At 33.5% G+C, this 17,608-nt stretch carries 11 protein-coding genes and 3 pseudogenes; 10 read left to right on the top strand and 4 right to left on the bottom strand.

From position 1 onward, the window contains the following. The first annotated feature begins 295 nt into the window (after positions 1-295). From MKX31_RS13355 to MKX31_RS13345, 3 genes are all read left to right on the top strand, one after another. A complete protein-coding gene (locus MKX31_RS13355) occupies positions 296-724 on the top strand; it encodes a DUF4879 domain-containing protein (RefSeq protein ID WP_064475729.1) in 429 nt (142 codons plus the stop codon). Positions 725-1,218: 494 nt separating this feature from the next. After that, positions 1,219-3,180 (top strand): DUF3472 domain-containing protein, encoded by a 1,962-nt coding sequence (locus tag MKX31_RS13350; protein WP_064475728.1) that lies wholly within the window; start codon positions 1,219-1,221, stop codon positions 3,178-3,180. 283 nt (positions 3,181-3,463) lie between these two features. Further along, the gene (locus tag MKX31_RS13345) at positions 3,464-4,114 is read left to right on the top strand and encodes an RpiB/LacA/LacB family sugar-phosphate isomerase (RefSeq protein WP_064475727.1); all 651 of its coding nucleotides are present in this window, start codon (positions 3,464-3,466) and stop codon (positions 4,112-4,114) included. Positions 4,115-4,345: 231 nt separating this feature from the next. On the opposite strand, the pseudogene MKX31_RS29290 reads toward MKX31_RS13345, so the two are convergent. Further along, positions 4,346-4,512: pseudogene (locus tag MKX31_RS29290) on the bottom strand (IS256 family transposase); the annotation flags it as partial. A gap of 163 nt (positions 4,513-4,675) precedes the next feature. Further along, positions 4,676-5,617, bottom strand: a complete 942-nt coding sequence (blaIII, locus tag MKX31_RS13340; protein WP_064475726.1) for a class A beta-lactamase BlaIII — start codon at positions 5,615-5,617, stop codon at positions 4,676-4,678. Between the two features lie 787 nt (positions 5,618-6,404). Here blaIII and MKX31_RS13335 point away from each other — a divergent pair. Together MKX31_RS13335 and MKX31_RS13330 are read left to right on the top strand one after the other, a co-directional pair. Next, positions 6,405-7,175, top strand: a complete 771-nt coding sequence (locus tag MKX31_RS13335) for an ABC transporter ATP-binding protein (protein WP_064475725.1) — start codon at positions 6,405-6,407, stop codon at positions 7,173-7,175. After that, a complete protein-coding gene (locus tag MKX31_RS13330) occupies positions 7,150-9,093 on the top strand; it encodes an ABC transporter permease (RefSeq protein WP_149174179.1) in 1,944 nt (647 codons plus the stop codon). The genes MKX31_RS13335 and MKX31_RS13330 overlap by 26 nt, the downstream gene beginning before the upstream one ends. A 60-nt stretch (positions 9,094-9,153) precedes the next feature. Here MKX31_RS13330 and MKX31_RS13325 read toward each other — a convergent pair. Then, positions 9,154-9,753: pseudogene (locus MKX31_RS13325) on the bottom strand (erythromycin esterase family protein); the annotation flags it as partial. A gap of 772 nt (positions 9,754-10,525) precedes the next feature. Between MKX31_RS13325 and MKX31_RS13320 the strand changes: the two are divergent. The 4 genes from MKX31_RS13320 (at position 10,526) to MKX31_RS13305 (ending at position 16,002) form a co-directional block, all read left to right on the top strand. Further along, positions 10,526-12,115 carry a bifunctional metallophosphatase/5'-nucleotidase gene (locus tag MKX31_RS13320; RefSeq protein WP_064475723.1) on the top strand — a complete coding sequence of 530 codons (1,590 nt, stop codon included), beginning with the start codon at positions 10,526-10,528 and terminating at the stop codon, positions 12,113-12,115. Positions 12,116-12,504: 389 nt separating this feature from the next. Beyond that, on the top strand, positions 12,505-13,662 hold the full coding sequence (locus MKX31_RS13315; protein WP_064475722.1) for a serine hydrolase domain-containing protein: 1,158 nt from the start codon (positions 12,505-12,507) through the stop codon (positions 13,660-13,662). Positions 13,663-14,398: 736 nt separating this feature from the next. Continuing rightward, positions 14,399-15,664 carry a Y-family DNA polymerase gene (locus MKX31_RS13310; RefSeq protein ID WP_098102034.1) on the top strand — a complete coding sequence of 422 codons (1,266 nt, stop codon included), beginning with the start codon at positions 14,399-14,401 and terminating at the stop codon, positions 15,662-15,664. Further along, positions 15,661-16,002, top strand: coding sequence for a YolD-like family protein (locus tag MKX31_RS13305; RefSeq protein ID WP_064469872.1), 342 nt, complete (start codon positions 15,661-15,663; stop codon positions 16,000-16,002). The genes MKX31_RS13310 and MKX31_RS13305 overlap by 4 nt, the downstream gene beginning before the upstream one ends. Positions 16,003-16,465: 463 nt before the next feature. Here the strand turns inward: MKX31_RS13305 and MKX31_RS13300 are convergent, their stop codons facing one another. Further along, positions 16,466-17,119, bottom strand: coding sequence for a CPBP family intramembrane glutamic endopeptidase (locus MKX31_RS13300; protein ID WP_000448285.1), 654 nt, complete (start codon positions 17,117-17,119; stop codon positions 16,466-16,468). A 188-nt stretch (positions 17,120-17,307) separates the two neighbouring features. Here MKX31_RS13300 and MKX31_RS13295 point away from each other — a divergent pair. Beyond that, a pseudogene (locus MKX31_RS13295) lies at positions 17,308-17,590 on the top strand (YolD-like family protein). Positions 17,591-17,608: the final 18 nt, after the last annotated feature.

Raw genomic sequence — 17,608 nt, 5'->3', positions numbered from 1 at the left:
AATAGAGTTGGATTTGCAACTTTATTTTTTATTTGCTAAATAACCGAACTACGCACCATTTATTAGCTCTTACAAAAGCCACCTTGAAACGAGTCCAAGTGTTGAAAGTCCATAAAGGTAGAGAACCAATTATGCTGTAGTAGGATTAATGATAAGTGCAAATAGTAAAAATGCAATGAATATGCACAATTTCATATATAAATAGGTACTTTTTGTTAACTCTTTCACAGGGAAGAAAGTATATGAAATTAGTATGATAGAATCAATTTGTATTAAATATAAAGGGGATGATTGTATGCTAAAAAGGATGATCCTAGGGGTTTCGTCATTAGTAGTGGGGGCAACAGTTGGCATAGCGACAGATGTATCTGCGGCACCTGCACCACCATTAACATCATTAAATGTAGTAAAAGTTGAATCTCAATTAGGCGGAGTTGAATTTATCGGTCCAAACAATTTTAGTACAGTTAAAGATCATGGAGGAAGCTATTTATACATTTATACAAATGAAATGGGATATGGTAGAAATCCGATTGCTCAAATGAGTGGTCAAAAACTAAAAAAAGTAGATTCTAAGATGATTGATATTAATGGTGATAGAACAGTTGATGGATGGGAATATAAATGGGATGCTTCGGGACAACAAAATGGACAATTCAAATATCAAAACACATCTACAAATACACCTTGGAATACATTATCTACTTCATTAAATATTAAATAAGCTAACAGAAGAATTTAATGTTAATTTTTGGTCGGTTGCAATATTTAATGTTTAGGTAATTAAAGGAGTCTACGTTTTTTGTGGGCTCTTTTAATCTATTGAAAAGACACGTGCAAATTGATAAGCTATTTTATCTAATTATCACGATGTATGTTTACATAATGTTATTTCCGTAAACAAATTTATAGTTAATAGCGCGAGTAATTAAGGAAATAAATCTATTGAAAAATCATGAAATATCAAAGGAGTCTTTCAGCATAAAAATCTAAAACTATATATTTATGAATTTTTATAATATTTTTAGCCAACATTTAGTCACAAATCATACGATTTTCTTACTAAATACTATAATTTAATTAGTAATAGTAGTGAAAAAAACATTAAACATAACTAGGTAGTATAGCTAATGTTATTTTTTTACATAATTTGTTTAATAGTATGTACATCGTTATTATTCAATGTAACTAAAATAATTTAAAAGGAGATAGGAAGTTATGTTTAAAGAACAAACAAATAGAAGACTAAAAAAGATTGTTATAATTACTGCGGCTTGCACCATGATGTCAATGTATGGAGCACCAATTTCTAGTACAGAGGCAGCAATCCGATCTCATGCTCCATCGGTTTATGTAACACCACAAAATACTGCTGCTTCAGATATCATTAGCATAGACTGGTCACCAGTCCAAACAGCACCTTATACGTATTGGGCTGTGCATAACTGGAATCAGGGGGGAGAGGGTGGTGGTTATGCTGGCTTCCAACAACAAAGTGGCTTTGATCAAACCGGTAAACGTACTCTTCATTTTGCGCTTTGGGATCCAATAGCATCAAACCAAGCAATAAAAGCTGAATATTTATCGCCGACTTCAGAAGCCGGTAGATTTGGTGGAGAAGGAACAGGTCTGAAGGTACAAACAACTTATAATTGGAAAGATAGTGAATGGTATCGAATGACTCTACGTTCTTGGCAAGAAGATGGCCATACAAAGTTTGGCCAATGGATAAAAGATAATAAATTAAATCAATGGAAGTTAGTTGCTATTATGGATCATCCAGTTGCAAATGTTGCATTTAACTATGGTCTATCGATGTTTCAAGAGGACTGGGCTGGTAATGGACAAGATGTAAGAGAAGCACGCCTTAAAAATGGATACAGCAGAAAAGTTTCAGATCAACAATGGAATTCTTGGAATAATCAGCGTATCTCTGGGCAACATGATACGTCCTATCAATACGATGGAGGTGCAACTTCAGAATATCTCTGGGTTAAGGCAGGAGGAAATACTCAATCAACTATTGGTACTGGAAAAAGTTTCAATCTAAATCAGCCTAGTCAACCAGAAATGGGAATTTTAGATTTTGATATTCAAAATATTCGCTTTGAAGATGAGAAATTAAATGTTTCTTGGAAATTGAAAGAACAAAGTACTCCACAATTTAAAGGGAAAATTGAAATCTATGACAATGAAAAGTTAATGGGACAACCTTTGAAAGTAATTGATAATATTAAGTCCTACGAAACTGAGATAAGTCAAACTATGCAATTACCTCAAACGGCTTTTGCCAAAATTACATTAACAGACATATTTGATCGAACTGTAGAGAAAAAAGTAGGAATTACAAATGGAAATTCTGATATTTTAGTAGGGAACCAATTTGCATGGTCCCTAAAAGGATATAGTGATCGAGAAATTGCAAAAGTAGATTATAATAAGGCGGCAGAAGAGTTGAAAATTAAATTAGAAGCTGGTGTACCGCATTCTTACTTCAATAGCACATATGCAAGTATTAAGGTCCAAAACTCATCTGGTAGCGTATTATACAATAAGGAAATCGTGGGGAATAGACAACAAAATACCGAAAGCCAAACTGTGTCTGTAAAAGTGGGGGATTACATTGAATTAACTCATCTAGAAGGAGACGCAGTAAAGGAAAAGACACGCGCAACATTAACGAATCTTGAAAATAACAAAAATGAGACTATTGGAAAGACAGCAAGGTATCTGGTTACTAAAGAGGGATTAAAGAAAGTTGAAAAAATGCCAGAGACAACAATTCTAGATGGAAAACAATTTGCATGGTCATTAAAAGGATATAGTGATCGAGAAATTGCAAAAGTAGATTATAATAAAACAGCAGAAGAGCTGAAAATCAAATTAGAAGCTGGCGTACCGCATTCTTACTTTAATAGTACATATGCAAGTATTAAAGTCCAAGGCTCATCCGGTAGCGTTATGTACAATAAGGAAATCATGGGAAATAGACAACAAAATGCTGAAACCCAAACAGTACCTATAAAAGTGGGAGATTATATAGAATTTACTCATATAGAAGGGGAAGCAGCAAAGGAAAAAACGCGAGCGACTTTAACTAACCTTGAGAATGGAAAACAGGAATATATAGGTAAGAAAAGAACATATCAGGTCACATCCACAGGATTAATAAGAAAATAGATGTATAAAAAAGTTGGGGGAATCCCCAACTTTTTCTATAGAAATGGAAGAATAACAGTTTCTGTAACATCAAATGGCCAATACTTCTCAAAATACATAAAAAGCATCACAATACTGTGATGGAAAAATAGAAAATAATAACCGGAATTGTCAAAAAATATGTGTAAGTTTTTGAAATGAACAAATAGAATAGCAAATATTAAGATTAGTTTTATCTTATTTATCTTCTTTTGACTTTTGACTTTCGGCTTGTGTAATAATTAAATCGAAAGGTCGTGAAAGAATGAAGATAGCTGTGATACAAGCAAGTACCCAAACTAGCAAAAATGAACTGATATTTGAAGAAACAAAAAGGGCTGTGGCGAAGCATGGATATGAAGTGTTGAATTTCGGCGTTACTATTGAGGAATCGGAGTTAAGCTATATCCAAGTGTCCTTAGCTGTTGGTCTACTTTTAAACTCAGGTGCAGTTGATTTTGTCGTCACTGGATGTAGTAGCGGTGTTGGTATGTCGATTGCCTGTAATATACTTCCGAATGTCATTAGTGGTTATCTGCCAACTCCAACAGATGCGTTTCTGTTTGGTAGGATAAATAACGGAAACTGTGCATCACTGCCACTTGGATTGAATTTCGGTTGGGCGGGCGAACTAAATCTTCGCTTCACGCTTGAGAAACTTTTTGAAGAACCGTTCAATACTGGGTATCCTCAAGAATCCGCCGAACGAAAGAAACGTGATGCAGAACTTTTTAAAACAATCAAGAGTGTTTCACATCATGGCATCGTTCAGATTCTGAGTCAGTTAGATGTAGCAGTTATTAATCCTGTTCTTCAAAAACAAGATTTAGTGGAATTCCTCTTGCGGAATGGCACCAACACAGATATATCAAAGTTTCTTATCGAACAAAGGACGGATTTAAATCACGGTAGATAAATACTGTATTTTTTAATAAGTTTGGCAATTTTAATGTTAACCATAAGTTGATTCAATACCATTGGCCAATTGGGGAATATGACTGCCATTCCATTTGTTTTGGGGTTCTTTTACAGTCCTTCTCCAACGAAAAAGCCCATCGCCTTTAGGCATGGGATGAAAGTGAGGTTGGATACGGAGTGCTACTAAATAACCGCAAGGTTTGTGGTACTTTAGGTATCCAAAGTGTGGATATCCATTACGACGATTTTCCTGTTCTTTTCACTTTTTGAGTTTAAATCTAAACCAAGAAGGTGATTCATTTCGCCTTGAACCATTGCCTCAAACATAGGTCCAACAACGTCTTTCAAAGCCTCTTACATATCTTCAACAGTTTCCGATTGGTAAGCTTTAAAAATTGATTGAGCTAAATTTACGGATTTTGGATCTCTTTTCTATCTAACAATAAGTGTAACCATTTCCTCATAGAAATTTTAGAAAAAGAAAAACCGTGAAGCGCCCCTCTATCTAGGATAGTAGGTTATTTACACGGTTTATATTACACTCTCCAATAATCGATGATTATTTATTCGTAGCTTTTAAAGTATCTAACACGACTTTGGTTGTGTCTGCAATAAGTTTATCATCGTATTCTGCATCTTCTTTATCATGATTAGAAAGGATGGCAAGAACAATTGGCTTTTTATTTGGTGGCCAAATAATTGCAATATCATTCCTTGTCCCATAAGACCCTGCACCAGTTTTATCAGCTACATCCCATCCTTTTGGTACGCCTGCACGAATTAATTTATCCCCAGTTGTGTTTCTCTTCATCCAATCTACTAATAGTTCACGTTTCTCAGATGGTAGTACAGTTCCTAATGTAAAAGATTGAAGCGTCTTAGCGATTGCTTCTGGTGTACTCGTATCATGTGTTTCTCCTGGATTTACTTCATTTAATTCAGGTTCAAATCTCTCGGAATTAGTAACAGTATCACCAATTTCCCTCAATATTTTTTCAAATGCGGATGGACCACCTAACTTTTTAAGAATTAAATTATGTGCCGTACTATCACTATATCGAACAGAAGCATCTGCAAGTTCTTTTAACGTCATTCCTGTATCCAAATGCTTTTCAGTAATTGGATTATAATTAGAAAGGTCTTCTCGCTTATACGTAATCCTTTCATCAAGAGCTTCTATTGAGTTCTGACGTAAAAGAGCTCCCGCTGCTAATGATTTAGATGTAGAGGCAAATGCAAAGCGATCATTTGCATGGTAAGCAACGGTTTGATTCGTACCTGTGTCCAGTGCATAAATACCAAGCTTAGCGTTATATTCTTTTTCAAGTTTAGTAAAAGAATCATTACCAGTATTTTCTTGTTTAATTTGATTTGTTTGTTTAGGTGATTCAGATGGAGTATTACTATTAGAACAGCCTATTAATGTAACGCATGAAAGTAATACCACAGGTGCAATCTTTTTGTAATGTGAAATGGTAAAGAACTTGTTTAAAACGAACATAAATTTTCAACCTCTTTCAAGAATATATGGTTTTTGTTTTGGTATTTTAAATACCGATGTTATTTAAAGTGTGTATAGGATAACAATACTTTTGAAGTTGAATTTTAATAGGTTAAGAAGAATTCAAATATTCAGACGAATGAACAGACGTTGTTTGGATTGTTTCTTTTTTTAATTACACTTGTAATCGTTCACCTGTGAAAGTATTAAACTCGTAACATTTAAATACAGTATTTCAATATACACTTTTTTACATCACTTTACTTTTGGTAATAATATGTCCTTTCATATTTTTAGGAATACACGTAATAGACACTCTAAATAATAAATTTGTTCCATTTTAAGAATAGGAAGAACTTGTTGAATGGTAAAGAAAATACGATGAATTGCAAATGAAATCTATACGGAAATCTAGTAGCAAATAGTCCAGTGCATATGAAAAATTCCTCAATGCTATCTCTCAAAAAAATTATGTTTCTCGGCCTAATAGACTGTATTTTCAGAAACATTTCAAGTGTGTAAGAAAAATGAAAGATAATTCAATATGAGAAAACCAACCATACTACTACAATGAAAAACAGAAACATGTTTAAAAATCCTGAAGTACGATAGCAAGTTATTTTAGCGCTTAATACATTCGACCAAGTATGACAGCCTTAAATAATAAAAGCTGAAACAAATTATTAATGAGTAGTACATTAATCGTATTTTAAATAAATCAAAATGTAGGAAGGCAATAGTTATCAAATCTCATTCTTAGTAAATAAAAATGGAGGGAATTTCTCATATGAAAATAGTAGAAGTAAAAGAACTTAGTAAAGAATACACAGGAAATGTTTCACACACGGCACTTTCAAATATTAATTTAACAATAACAGAGGGAGAATTTGTTGGGGTCATGGGTCCTTCGGGTAGTGGAAAAACAACGTTATTGAATATGATATCTACTATTGACTCGCCAACATCAGGTAATGTATTTATTAATAGTAAAAATCCATATCAGCTTTCGGTCAATGATTTGGCCTTATTTCGCAGACAGGAATTAGGGTTCGTCTTTCAATCCTTTAACCTGCTGCATACATTAACAGTAAAAGAGAATATGGTTCTTCCGCTTGTATTAGATGGCATGAATGTGAAAAGAATAAATAAACGAGTAGAATCTATTTCGGAAAAATTAGGTATTAACGAAATTTTAAATAAACGAACATATGAAATATCAGGAGGACAAGCGCAGCGAACAGCGATAGCCCGTGCACTCATTCACTCTCCTAAATTAGTTCTTGCCGATGAACCGACAGGGAACTTAGACTCTAAATCCTCTCAAGATGTAATGGAGATATTAACACTATTAAATAAAGAAGAAAAGGCAACAATGATGTTAGTAACGCACGATCCAGTTGCTGCTAGTTACTGTGAGCGCATTATATTTATTAAAGATGGACAGTTATACAATGAAGTTTGCTGCAACGGTGATCGCCCACTATTTTATAAAAATATTGTGGACAGTCTTTCTAGGTTAGGAGGTAATAAAAATGACATTTCGACAGCTCGCATTTAATAATGTTATACGGAATAAACGAATATATCTTGGGCATTTTTTTAGTAGCACATTTGCGGTAATGATTTTCTTCACTTATGGCTTACTTGTCTTTCATCCAAACCTACAAGGCGAGCTGACTCATGTAAGCACCATATTGAGTACGTTTGGGAAGATAGGATTTCAACTATCGTATTACTTAATCTTTGTCTTTTCATTCTTATTTATTTTCTATTCAGTTAGTGCCTTTTTAAAAAATAGAAAAAAAGAGTTTGGATTATTAATGTTACATGGAATGTCTCATCGGCAGCTTCATCAATTAATTTTTTTCGAAAATATGTTGATTGGAATTCCTTCTATACTAGTAGGAATTGGGCTTGGGGTAGTTTTTTCTAAATTGTTCTTACTAGTTACTGGGTCCTTATTGGGAGTAGGGCATAGGTTAGCATTTTACTTTCCATTAAAGGCTATGGGAATAACAGCTATCTCCTTTTTTGTTCTATTTCTACTTATTTCATTATTTACATCGAAAATGATGAAAATAAATGAGCTTGTAGAACTCATAAAATCAGAGGAAAAACCAAAAGCTGAGCCGAAAGTTTCCGTCTGGATATCCATGTTGGTCCTAATTTTATTTGGGGCAGGTTACTCCTGTGTTCACCACAGTATCGTTGCAGTGAATTACATGGATTTAGATCAATTATTACTACTTGTAGGGGTAGGTGTCTTATTAATTGTTTTTGGAACCTATTTTTTCTTTAATCAATTGTGTGTATATGTGTTATATACTTTAAAAAATAGAGAAACTACATTCTTTAAAAGAACCAATCTTCTTGTTATTTCAGAATTGATGTATCGAATGAAAGATAATGCGAGAACATTCTTTATCGTTACAATTATATCTGCTGTTTCTTTTACAGCAATTGGAGTTTGTACAGCTATTGGAAATCCAGAACTAGCAAAACATGAGACCCCATATGCATTTACGTATCGATCGGATAAGGGGAATATACAAGAAAAAGCCCATATTGAAGAGATAAAGAAGCAATTAAAAGAATATGGATTTTCTTATAAACTTGTTGCAACAGAATTTAAAAGGACACTAAACGGATTGGCGTTAATTAATGTATCTACGTATAATGAATATGCAAAACAATTAGGGTATGAAATAGAGAAATTAACAAATGAAAATGATAGTATTGCTATACGACAAAATAAGAACGAGAAAAGCGCGGAGGATATAAAAACTTTTGAAATAATACATGGTGAAATAGAGGTCCCACTCTCTGTGCAAAAAACAATTTATATCCCAGAATTATCGTTAATCGAAAAGCCTATTATTGTCTCTGATGATGTTTATAATAAGGTCAAAAATGCTCAACAAGAAAACGTACTCCGAGATTACACCATATACGGTTTTATCGTTAAAAATTGGTCTGAAACGAATGAAGTTTCTACTAAACTTATGAAGATTATTGGTAAGAATCAAGAGGATTATTATATGTTTTCATCTTTATATTTAAGATGGCTTGAATTGAAACAACAAAACGGATTACTTTCTATCTCAAGTATAATGGTGGGGATTGTATTTTTCGTATTTACGCTAAGCTTTTTATATTTCCGTCTATTTACTGATTTAGAACGTGATCAAGAGCAATATCAAATGATTTCAAAATTAGGATTAAGCCAAAGTGAGTTAAAGCAAATCGTGACAAGACAAATGATGCTACTATTTTTCTTACCGATTATAGTGGCTATGGTTCATAGTAGTTTTGCATTTCTAACGTTTCATCAATTAGGACAAACAGTAAGTAAAGAAATGTCCGTTATTCAAAGTTCAATTGTTGTATTAATAAGCTTTATTTGTATTCAAATTATTTACTTCCTTATTATTAGAAATCACTATTTAAAACGCATATATACAAAAATGTATTCATAGAAAAAGAGTGTATAAAAATATAAGTAAAAGCATCCTTATATTGTAAGGATGCTTTTGTATTTACTTCAGTACAGAAGGCGTCGTCTTTTCTAACCAAAGAATGCCATCATATTTTTCTGTGGGAATCATGATTTCTTCTTTATCTTTTATTCCCCAATAACTTGCTGCAGTAGGAGTAAACATCCATGAAGTTTCTGGTAGGTTACTTTCTCCCTTTAGGTTAATAAAAACATGGGGACTTCCCACCGTGCTGATAATTTTTTCAACGCTTTGTTCTTCATGTTCATTATGTACAGGAATAATATCTTCATTACCATCATCCCAACTGCTTCCACTATACGCAAATACACCAATCGTGTACATTTGGTCTTTGATGCGTTGCGGAAGATAATCCATCATATTTGGGCCAACATAATTGTATTGCTGCACCTTCGTAAAGTCTAATATCATTTTTGAATTTTGTTTTCGAATATGATAATTATGCCCTCACACAATAATTTTTTTGTTTTTATACTGCATTTCGGTGAGCCATGCAAAATTTTGTGCCATTTTTTGATCTCGGATATAGGTGGCGTAGTCTGCAATTTTAGGTGAGTAGATACCTCCTTTAACTTTCATTAAAGCATCTAAATGCGTTTTAATCGCATCAATCCGTATACTTTGTCTACATTTAAATATATCTAGTTAATAAACAGCTTTATTAACGTTATGCAGGGACAACTAACAATGCAACCAGGAGCAGTGGTAGATCATAAAAAACATGAGCAATTACGCTTGCCCATATAGAATTGGCTTTAAATGCAATCCAGTTGAAGGGCAATCTTCCTAGACCAAGTTACAAAAAGAATTTGAATTAAATTCCCCTCATAGGTAGAGTAATGCGCCATACCAAACAAAAATACACCAACAAGTGTTATAAGAATCATCGACCATTTTTCGCATACCCCTTGTTTTTTCAAAAAGTATATCCCCAGGATAGATGGAACTAAAATTAAACATTCTTCTCCTAACAAACTGCATATAATTTGCAACAGGTGATACATAAATTGGAGTGGGCTATTATCTAATCAAGGTTTATTTGGTATGCGTATTTTAAAAACAAATAAACAAAATATCAAGCATGTAGGCGACAAGAACGGAAGTTCATAGAAAACCCAACCTTAGCTTGATGGGCATGGGGTCTCGCCAACATAACGCGAATTTCGTACGCTAAAGAATTACTAAGTTAAAAACTGTTTTTTCGGTACGTTAACAAAGTTCCATTTAAAATTGTCGTTTTACACCTTCACGTTTTGAGGAAGAAGTACTTTGTCGGAAAACAATAAAATCTTATTAATTTTTATAATTGGTAGAATTTTTATAGAAATAATCCTCTTAATATATTAAAATAACATTGTATTATGTCAGATTTTAATTAGGGGAGAGAAATTTTATGTTGAAAAAAATTATTCCAGTTGCTTTAGCACTAAGTACAGTTACTTTTACTAGTGTATTTGCTGCGCCTTCAGCCCAAGCAAGTACAGGACCAAACCGCTACATAGATGTGCAAATGCTCGGTATTAACGATTTTCATGGGCAACTAGACACTGTAAAAAAAATTAACAATAAAGATGCAGGGGGAATTGAGTACTTAGGAGCTTATTTACGTGATCGTGAAAAACAAAATCCGAATACATTAAAGGTACATGCTGGCGATGTTGTTGGAGCAAGTACTCCTGTTTCAGCATTATTACAAGACGAACCTACGATTGAATTTCTAAATGATTTGAAATTCGATGTTGGAACTATAGGAAATCATGAATTTGATGAAGGTGTTGCAGAAATGAACCGCCTTATTTATGGTGGGTACCATGAGAAAACAGGGAATTTTAAAGGAGCAAAATTCCCATATGTTGCTGCAAATTTCTATAATAAATCCACCGGTCGCTTATTTTTACCACCATTCACTATAAAAAAGGTACAAGGAGTTCCTGTTGGATTTATAGGAGTCGTAACAACGGATGTTCCTAACCTTGTTATGCCTACTATGCTAAAGAATGTAGAAATTACAGATGAAGTTGAAGCTATTAACAAATCCGTAAAGCAATTAAAAAAACTAGGCGTTAAATCTATCGTTGTTCTTGCGCATAACGGAGGTACAACAGATGGGAACGGCGTAACAAATGGTGATATCGTCCGATTAGCAAATGAGACTGATCCAGAAGTGGATGTTATTTTTGGTGGGCATAGCCACACTTATGTAAATGGAACTGTTAATAATAAACTTGTCGTACAAGCAAATTCTTATGGTATGGCTTTTGCTGATGTTGATGTAAAGATTGATCGTAAAACACAAGATATTGTTGAGAAAAAAGCAGAAATTGTTACAACTTACCATGAAGGCATGGAGCCTGATAAAAAAATAAAGAAGAAGATGGAGAAATATCAAGCGAAAATCGCACCTCTTGTCAATGAAGTTGTAGGTAAGTCTATTGCTCCACTAGATCGCAAACTCAATACGGCTGGTGAATCTACTCTCGGAAATTTAGTTGCTGATGCCCAGCGTACAACAATGCAATCTCAAATTGCACTTATGAATCCTGGTGGTATTCGTAATGACTTAGATGCTGGTGATATTACATGGGGAGAGATATATGGTATTCAACCATTCGGAAATCAATTAATAAAAGTAAATTTAACAGGCCAAGACATTCGTGATATTTTAAATCAACAATGGCAAAAAGACATAACAAGAATGCTTCAAATTTCAGGGATCCAATACACTTGGGATGCGAACAAGCCTAATGGAGAAAAAGTAACAAGTATTCGCTTAACAAATGGAGAAGAAATCATTCCTTCTAAAACTTACAGCGTCGTTGCTAACGCATTTTTAGCTTCAGGTGGAGATGGATTTGTATCCTTTAAAAACGGTAAAGATGCTGAAACAGGACCGACTGATTTTGAAGCATTAGTAGATTATATAAAGAAATCAAAAGAACCAATTCAGTCTATTATTGATGGAAGAATTCAAAAGATAAATTAGTTTTTTATTAATCTCAAAAACAAATAGATTACCTGTACGCTATAATTTTTCGTGTGCAGGTAATCTATTTTTTTGCGCTTTCGGGCACAGATACTACTTCAATCCTATCATTATAGAAACGATTTCGAATGTAAGGAATTCGTAAGGGATAGGTAAGGAAAAAGAGATTTTCATTGTGTAGGATAAAAATATAAGGAGGCGTGAAGGGGGGATAAGTACGGCCTACATATAAAATAATTAGTAACAAGAGTGTTTTGTGAAAATAATGAGTACAATGATTGCAAATGTATTGTTGCTTTTTATCATTGGGAGAATGGATAGCTGTGTGGTTCGTATATGACACTGCTATCAACTATCTATACAATTTTAATAGAAGAGAGGAATACTTTATGAAAACACGCAGTAAAATTACATGTGCAAGTCTAGCACTTTTAATAGCTGGAAGTTCCCTGTTATACATACCACCAGCCTCAATTGTAAAAGCAGAACCCGTGCAAAATGTATCTAGTTCGTTACATACAAATACTCAAAGCGATCGTACTTCCGTTAAGAAAGCAATGCGGGATACACTGCAACTTGGATACCCGGGAATACTCGCTCAAATTTCTAAGGGGGGGAAAACTTGGAGTTATACTGCTGGGGTAGCGGATCTGAGAACTAAGAAACCAATGAAAGAAGATTTTCGCTTTCGCATTGGCAGTGTGACGAAAACGTTCATTGCAACAGTTCTACTTCAATTATCTGGAGAGAACCGTTTGAATCTAGACGACTCTATTGAAAAATGGTTGCCTGGTGTCATTCAAGGAAACGGATATGATGGTAACCAGATTACGATCCGGCAACTATTGAATCATACAAGTGGTATTGCTGACTATATAAATTCAAAAGACTTTGATATTACGGATATAAAAAAATCGTATACGGCTGAAGAATTTGTAAAGATGGGGATTTCCCTTCCTCCAAACTTTGCTCCAGGGAAGGGGTGGTCTTATTCAAACACAGGATACGTAATACTGGGGATCCTTATTGAAAAAGTAACAGGAAACAGCTATGCGGAAGAGGTTGAAAATCGGATTATTGAACCGCTTGATTTGTCAAATACATTCCTACCTGGCAATTCAAACGTGATTCCAGGCACCAAGCATGCACGTGGCTATTTGCAACTAGACGGAGCAAGTGAGCTAAAAGACGTTACTTATATTAACCCAGGTAGCTCGGATGGAGATATGATTTCTAATGCTGACGACTTAAACAAATTCTTCTCTTATTTACTCAGTGGCAAACTACTGAAGGAACAGCAACTAAAACAAATGCTTACTACAGTTCCTACAGAAAGAGAGGGAACTAGATATGGCCTTGGAATCCTTGAAATTAAGCTTCCGAACGGTGTTTCGGTATGGGGACACAGGGGTGCTGTTCCAGGGTTTTCCACTTTTGTTGGTGGAACACTTGGAGGGAAACATACATTTGCTATCAATGCGAACAGTTTAAACATTCATAATCCGGAATTTTTTAAAGATATTTTACTTGCTGAATTTAGCAAGTAGGCAAAAAGGAAAAACGGATAAATTTTGTCATTTATAATTCCAATCGGAATGGATTACCGCTTGAAATGAGTATAGAGGGAATTAAGTATATAGAAACAATCAAACCAACTATAAGAGATGGCTAAGTAAAAGGATTGGTTTATACATTGGTCGATTAAAAGAGCAACACATATAATGAGTGATTATTTTATATACTATTGTATTTGTATAGGTATTGTAACTAATTGTAAATTTATATAAGGTGCGAAGTCTAATTTAAGACTTCGCACTTTTTCCGTTTAACAGTTTTTATTGTGAAGCTATTAACAATAGAAAAAAGGAGGATGTAACTAGCTATGCGGATGAATCTTGGTACATGCGCTATATAGGAGATTTTGCTGAAAAAATATACAAGAAAAAATTAAAATTAGAAGAATATATGCATGAGAGGCAAGAAAGCTGAAGTAAAATAAAAATCTTTGCTTTTTATTTTATCATCTTCACACATATAAGAAACAAAGGAATTTATATAAAGTATGTTTTGAGAATAAAGGTTTAATTGGTTTGTTTTAGTAGTTTTATACTTATGAGTTAATTGGAAATTATAGCGGTTTTGTATACATAGTTTTTCTTGCCTTAATTGATAGCGCATAGATATGACGGTTATTTTAACCAAAATTTTCATGAAAATACCTTTAAAAAGAACGTTAGTTCGTATATAATAAGAACAAATGTTCTTTTGTTAGGAGTGATAACCTTGTATGATTATTCTCTTTTACCGAATCGTATTATTCTTTGTGTAGATCTTCGTAGCTTTTATGCAAGCGTATCATGTATTAAAAAAGGACTGGATCCACGATATACAAAATTGGCTGTTGTAGGAGACGTACACCGGAGTGGATCGATCGTATTGGCAGCAACACCACCATTAAAAGCGTTAGGAATAAAGAAGATGGCAAGATTGTATGAAATACCGAAGCGACCAGATATTATTATTGTGAATCCAATTATGCATACGTATATGAAGTGTTCAACTTATATAACAGGTTTAGCTTTACAGTATGTTGCACCGGAAGATTTTCATCAATATAGTATCGATGAGTTTTTTATGGACATGACCGCAAGTATTCATTTGTTTGCGAGTAATCCGTGTGAGTTTGCATTAAAGTTCAAGCGAGAAATATATGAACGTACACGGATCGAAAGTACGATTGGTATTGGGCCAAATTTATTATTGAGTAAAGTAGCGATGGATGTGGAAGCAAAAAAGAATAAAGATGGAATAGCGCAGTGGACGTATGACGATATACCCGAGAAGTTATGGAGTATTAGACCGCTCAGTAAATTTTGGGGTATATCGTATAAAACGGAAATGAAATTAAATCAAAAAGGTATACATATGATTGGGGATTTAGCGCAGTACCCATTGAAGTATTTAAAACAATCATTTGGTGTAATAGGAGAAGAATTACACTTGCATAGTAACGGGATTGATTTGAGCAGAATAGCAGAGAAATATGTTCCAGCGACAACATCTATAGCGAAAAGCCAAATATTATTTCGTGATTATTCAATAGAAGAGTTCATCGTTATTTTATTAGAGCATGTAGAAGAAGTTTGTTACAGATTGAGACGAGAAAAGAAATACGCGCAAACGATTCATTTTTCAGTTGGGTATAGTAGGGAATACGGAGGAGGAATAAAAAAAGCACATACGTTAAACAGAGCAACAAATTTAACGATGGACATTTACAACGTTTGTACATATTTTTTATACGAACGGCATACAGGAGAGCCGATTCGCTCGATAAGTCTTTCCTTAACAAATTTAATACATGAAGGAGAAGAGCAAATTTCGCTTTTCGATAACATTATACAAAGAGAAAAAGAAATGAGATTAACGAAGGTTATGGACGAAATTCGAACACGATTTGGTAAGAACAGTATTTTACGTGGAATTTCCTACACAAGCGTCGCAACAGCAAGATATAGAAACACATTATTAGGAGGGCACAAATCGTGAAGAATGCTAATATGCCAAAAGGAAGAGGAATGGTAAAGTGGCAACCGTTTGCTAGTATGCCAGAGCAGTTCGCCTGTATTAAAGAAATGATACAGGGGCAAACAAAAGTCACGCGTCCCATCTTAACGCAAGATGCAAAAGAAATGATTGAAAACAAGCTGTTAATCTCATATTTAGGTGAGGAAGAGATTTTACTTACATATTATAGAGGTGGATACTTATATAAAAATTACATAACTGTAGTTGATATAAATCCCTTGAATGGGTTGATTACTTGCACGGATGCTTTTTGTAATAAGAAGATTTTTAAGTTTGGTGATGTAATTGAAATTGATTAGAACTTTTTAGCTGATGTATTTTTGTACTATTTACAAAGAAATGCTCATTTACTTCAAGTGTTATTTCTATTTTTATGCAAAACCCAAAGTTACAAAAGAAGTTCATAATATAAAGTGTAAGTACCATGGGTTTTCAAGTTATAAAACACGTACTTCCGACTAATATATTAAAACTTAAAGAACCTAAAAAATAAGAATGATCACTACTAAATAGGCATTCAAAATACGAATTCATATTTTGAATGCCTATTTGAAAATTTTCGAAGTCAATATAGTTTGTGTCAAACATTGAAGAGTCCTTTTATAGGTGTAAAAATATATATATTTCTCATGTACCTGTCCCTGAAATGAATGGGTATTTTATCTATATTCTAAGTAATATTTTCTGTTAAGTAAAAAAGAACCCTAAGGTTCTTTTTGTTTTTATGTTATTGTTTGTTACTTATAAGTACAATGTAATTTTTTATTTAAAAAGCATTGGTAAAAATCCAATAATGTCGAAAGCAAGGTGGCAAATCCAACTTACCCAAACACTCTTTGAATTTTTCCATATATAATTCAGTAATAACCTAACAGGGACTATAGTTATCAATAATTGCATTGGCACGAAACCATAAGCAGGAATATGCCACAAGGCAAACAGAACGCTACATATTATTGATGCTGTACCAAATTTTAATCCTAATTTCTGTAATGCGATGATTATGTTAGTACATAGCAATTCTTCACCCATTAACATGAATGGTACACGGGTCAAAATCATCGAAACGCTTATTACTTGAGCAACAGAATTTGTAGTTGGAGGTTCAAAAATATAGCTATATAGTGTGCCTGAACCCATGCCCACTATGATTGTTAAAGGTACACCCCAGAGTAATGTTTTAAATTTAAAATGTTTGAATTGCTCTAAAGATATTTTTCCTAAAAAATAGTATCCTATAATTCCACATAATACAAGATTCCATGAAGCTTCAAGAATCATTTCTAATAATTCAGGTATATTACCTACTATAAGTGCAATACATTGATATACAATTCCTGAAATAATTAATAATCCTAAAGCCAAAAGAGATTTTGAATCAATTTTCTTTTTTGTTTCTATAATCTTTGTTTCCACAACAACCCCTTCTTTCTTATTATTTCATTAATTACAAATATATAATAACATATATTATCCCTAATTAATGGTAATTCAGAAGGGTGCCATAACTTTTGTATAATATCGTTGTATAAATGCAGTAAAGCGATTTTTTAAACAAACTTAATAGGCTTATTTAGCATGCCTACTTTTTTATCGTTGCTAGTATGCCAGAGCAGTTCGCCTGTATTAAAGAAATGATACATGAGCAAATGAAAGTCCCGCGTCCAATCTTAACGCAAGATGCAAAAGAAATGATTGAAAATAAGCTGTTAATTTTGTATTTAGGTGAGGAGGAGGTTTTACAATACATAGTATAGTGGTGGCTACTTATATAAAAATTACATAACTGTAGTTGATATAAATCCATTAAATGAGTCGATTACTTGTACCGATGCTTTTCGTAATCAAAGGATATTAAAGTTTGGTGATATAATTGAGATTGATTAAAGTATGTTTTTAGGTAAC

The sequence above is a fragment of the Bacillus sp. FSL M8-0063 genome (assembly GCF_038005545.1).
Classification (GTDB): Bacteria; Bacillota; Bacilli; order Bacillales; family Bacillaceae_G; genus Bacillus_A; species Bacillus_A wiedmannii.
Note: the sequence above shows the minus strand (reverse complement) of the source record. Positions and strands in the feature narration are given on the sequence as shown.

Bases quoted from the DNA above. Each gene is read 5' to 3' on its own strand.
- MKX31_RS13345 (WP_064475727.1), top strand. From the start codon at position 3,464: ATGAAGATAGCTGTGATACAAGCAAGTACCCAAACTAGCAAAAATGAA.
- MKX31_RS13315 (WP_064475722.1), top strand. From the start codon at position 12,505: ATGAAAACACGCAGTAAAATTACATGTGCAAGTCTAGCACTTTTAATA.
- MKX31_RS13350 (WP_064475728.1), top strand. From the start codon at position 1,219: ATGTTTAAAGAACAAACAAATAGAAGACTAAAAAAGATTGTTATAATT.
- MKX31_RS13330 (WP_149174179.1), top strand. From the start codon at position 7,150: ATGACATTTCGACAGCTCGCATTTAATAATGTTATACGGAATAAACGA.
- MKX31_RS13335 (WP_064475725.1), top strand. From the start codon at position 6,405: ATGAAAATAGTAGAAGTAAAAGAACTTAGTAAAGAATACACAGGAAAT.
- MKX31_RS13320 (WP_064475723.1), top strand. From the start codon at position 10,526: ATGTTGAAAAAAATTATTCCAGTTGCTTTAGCACTAAGTACAGTTACT.
- MKX31_RS13355 (WP_064475729.1), top strand. From the start codon at position 296: ATGCTAAAAAGGATGATCCTAGGGGTTTCGTCATTAGTAGTGGGGGCA.
- blaIII (WP_064475726.1), bottom strand. From the start codon at position 5,617: ATGTTCGTTTTAAACAAGTTCTTTACCATTTCACATTACAAAAAGATT.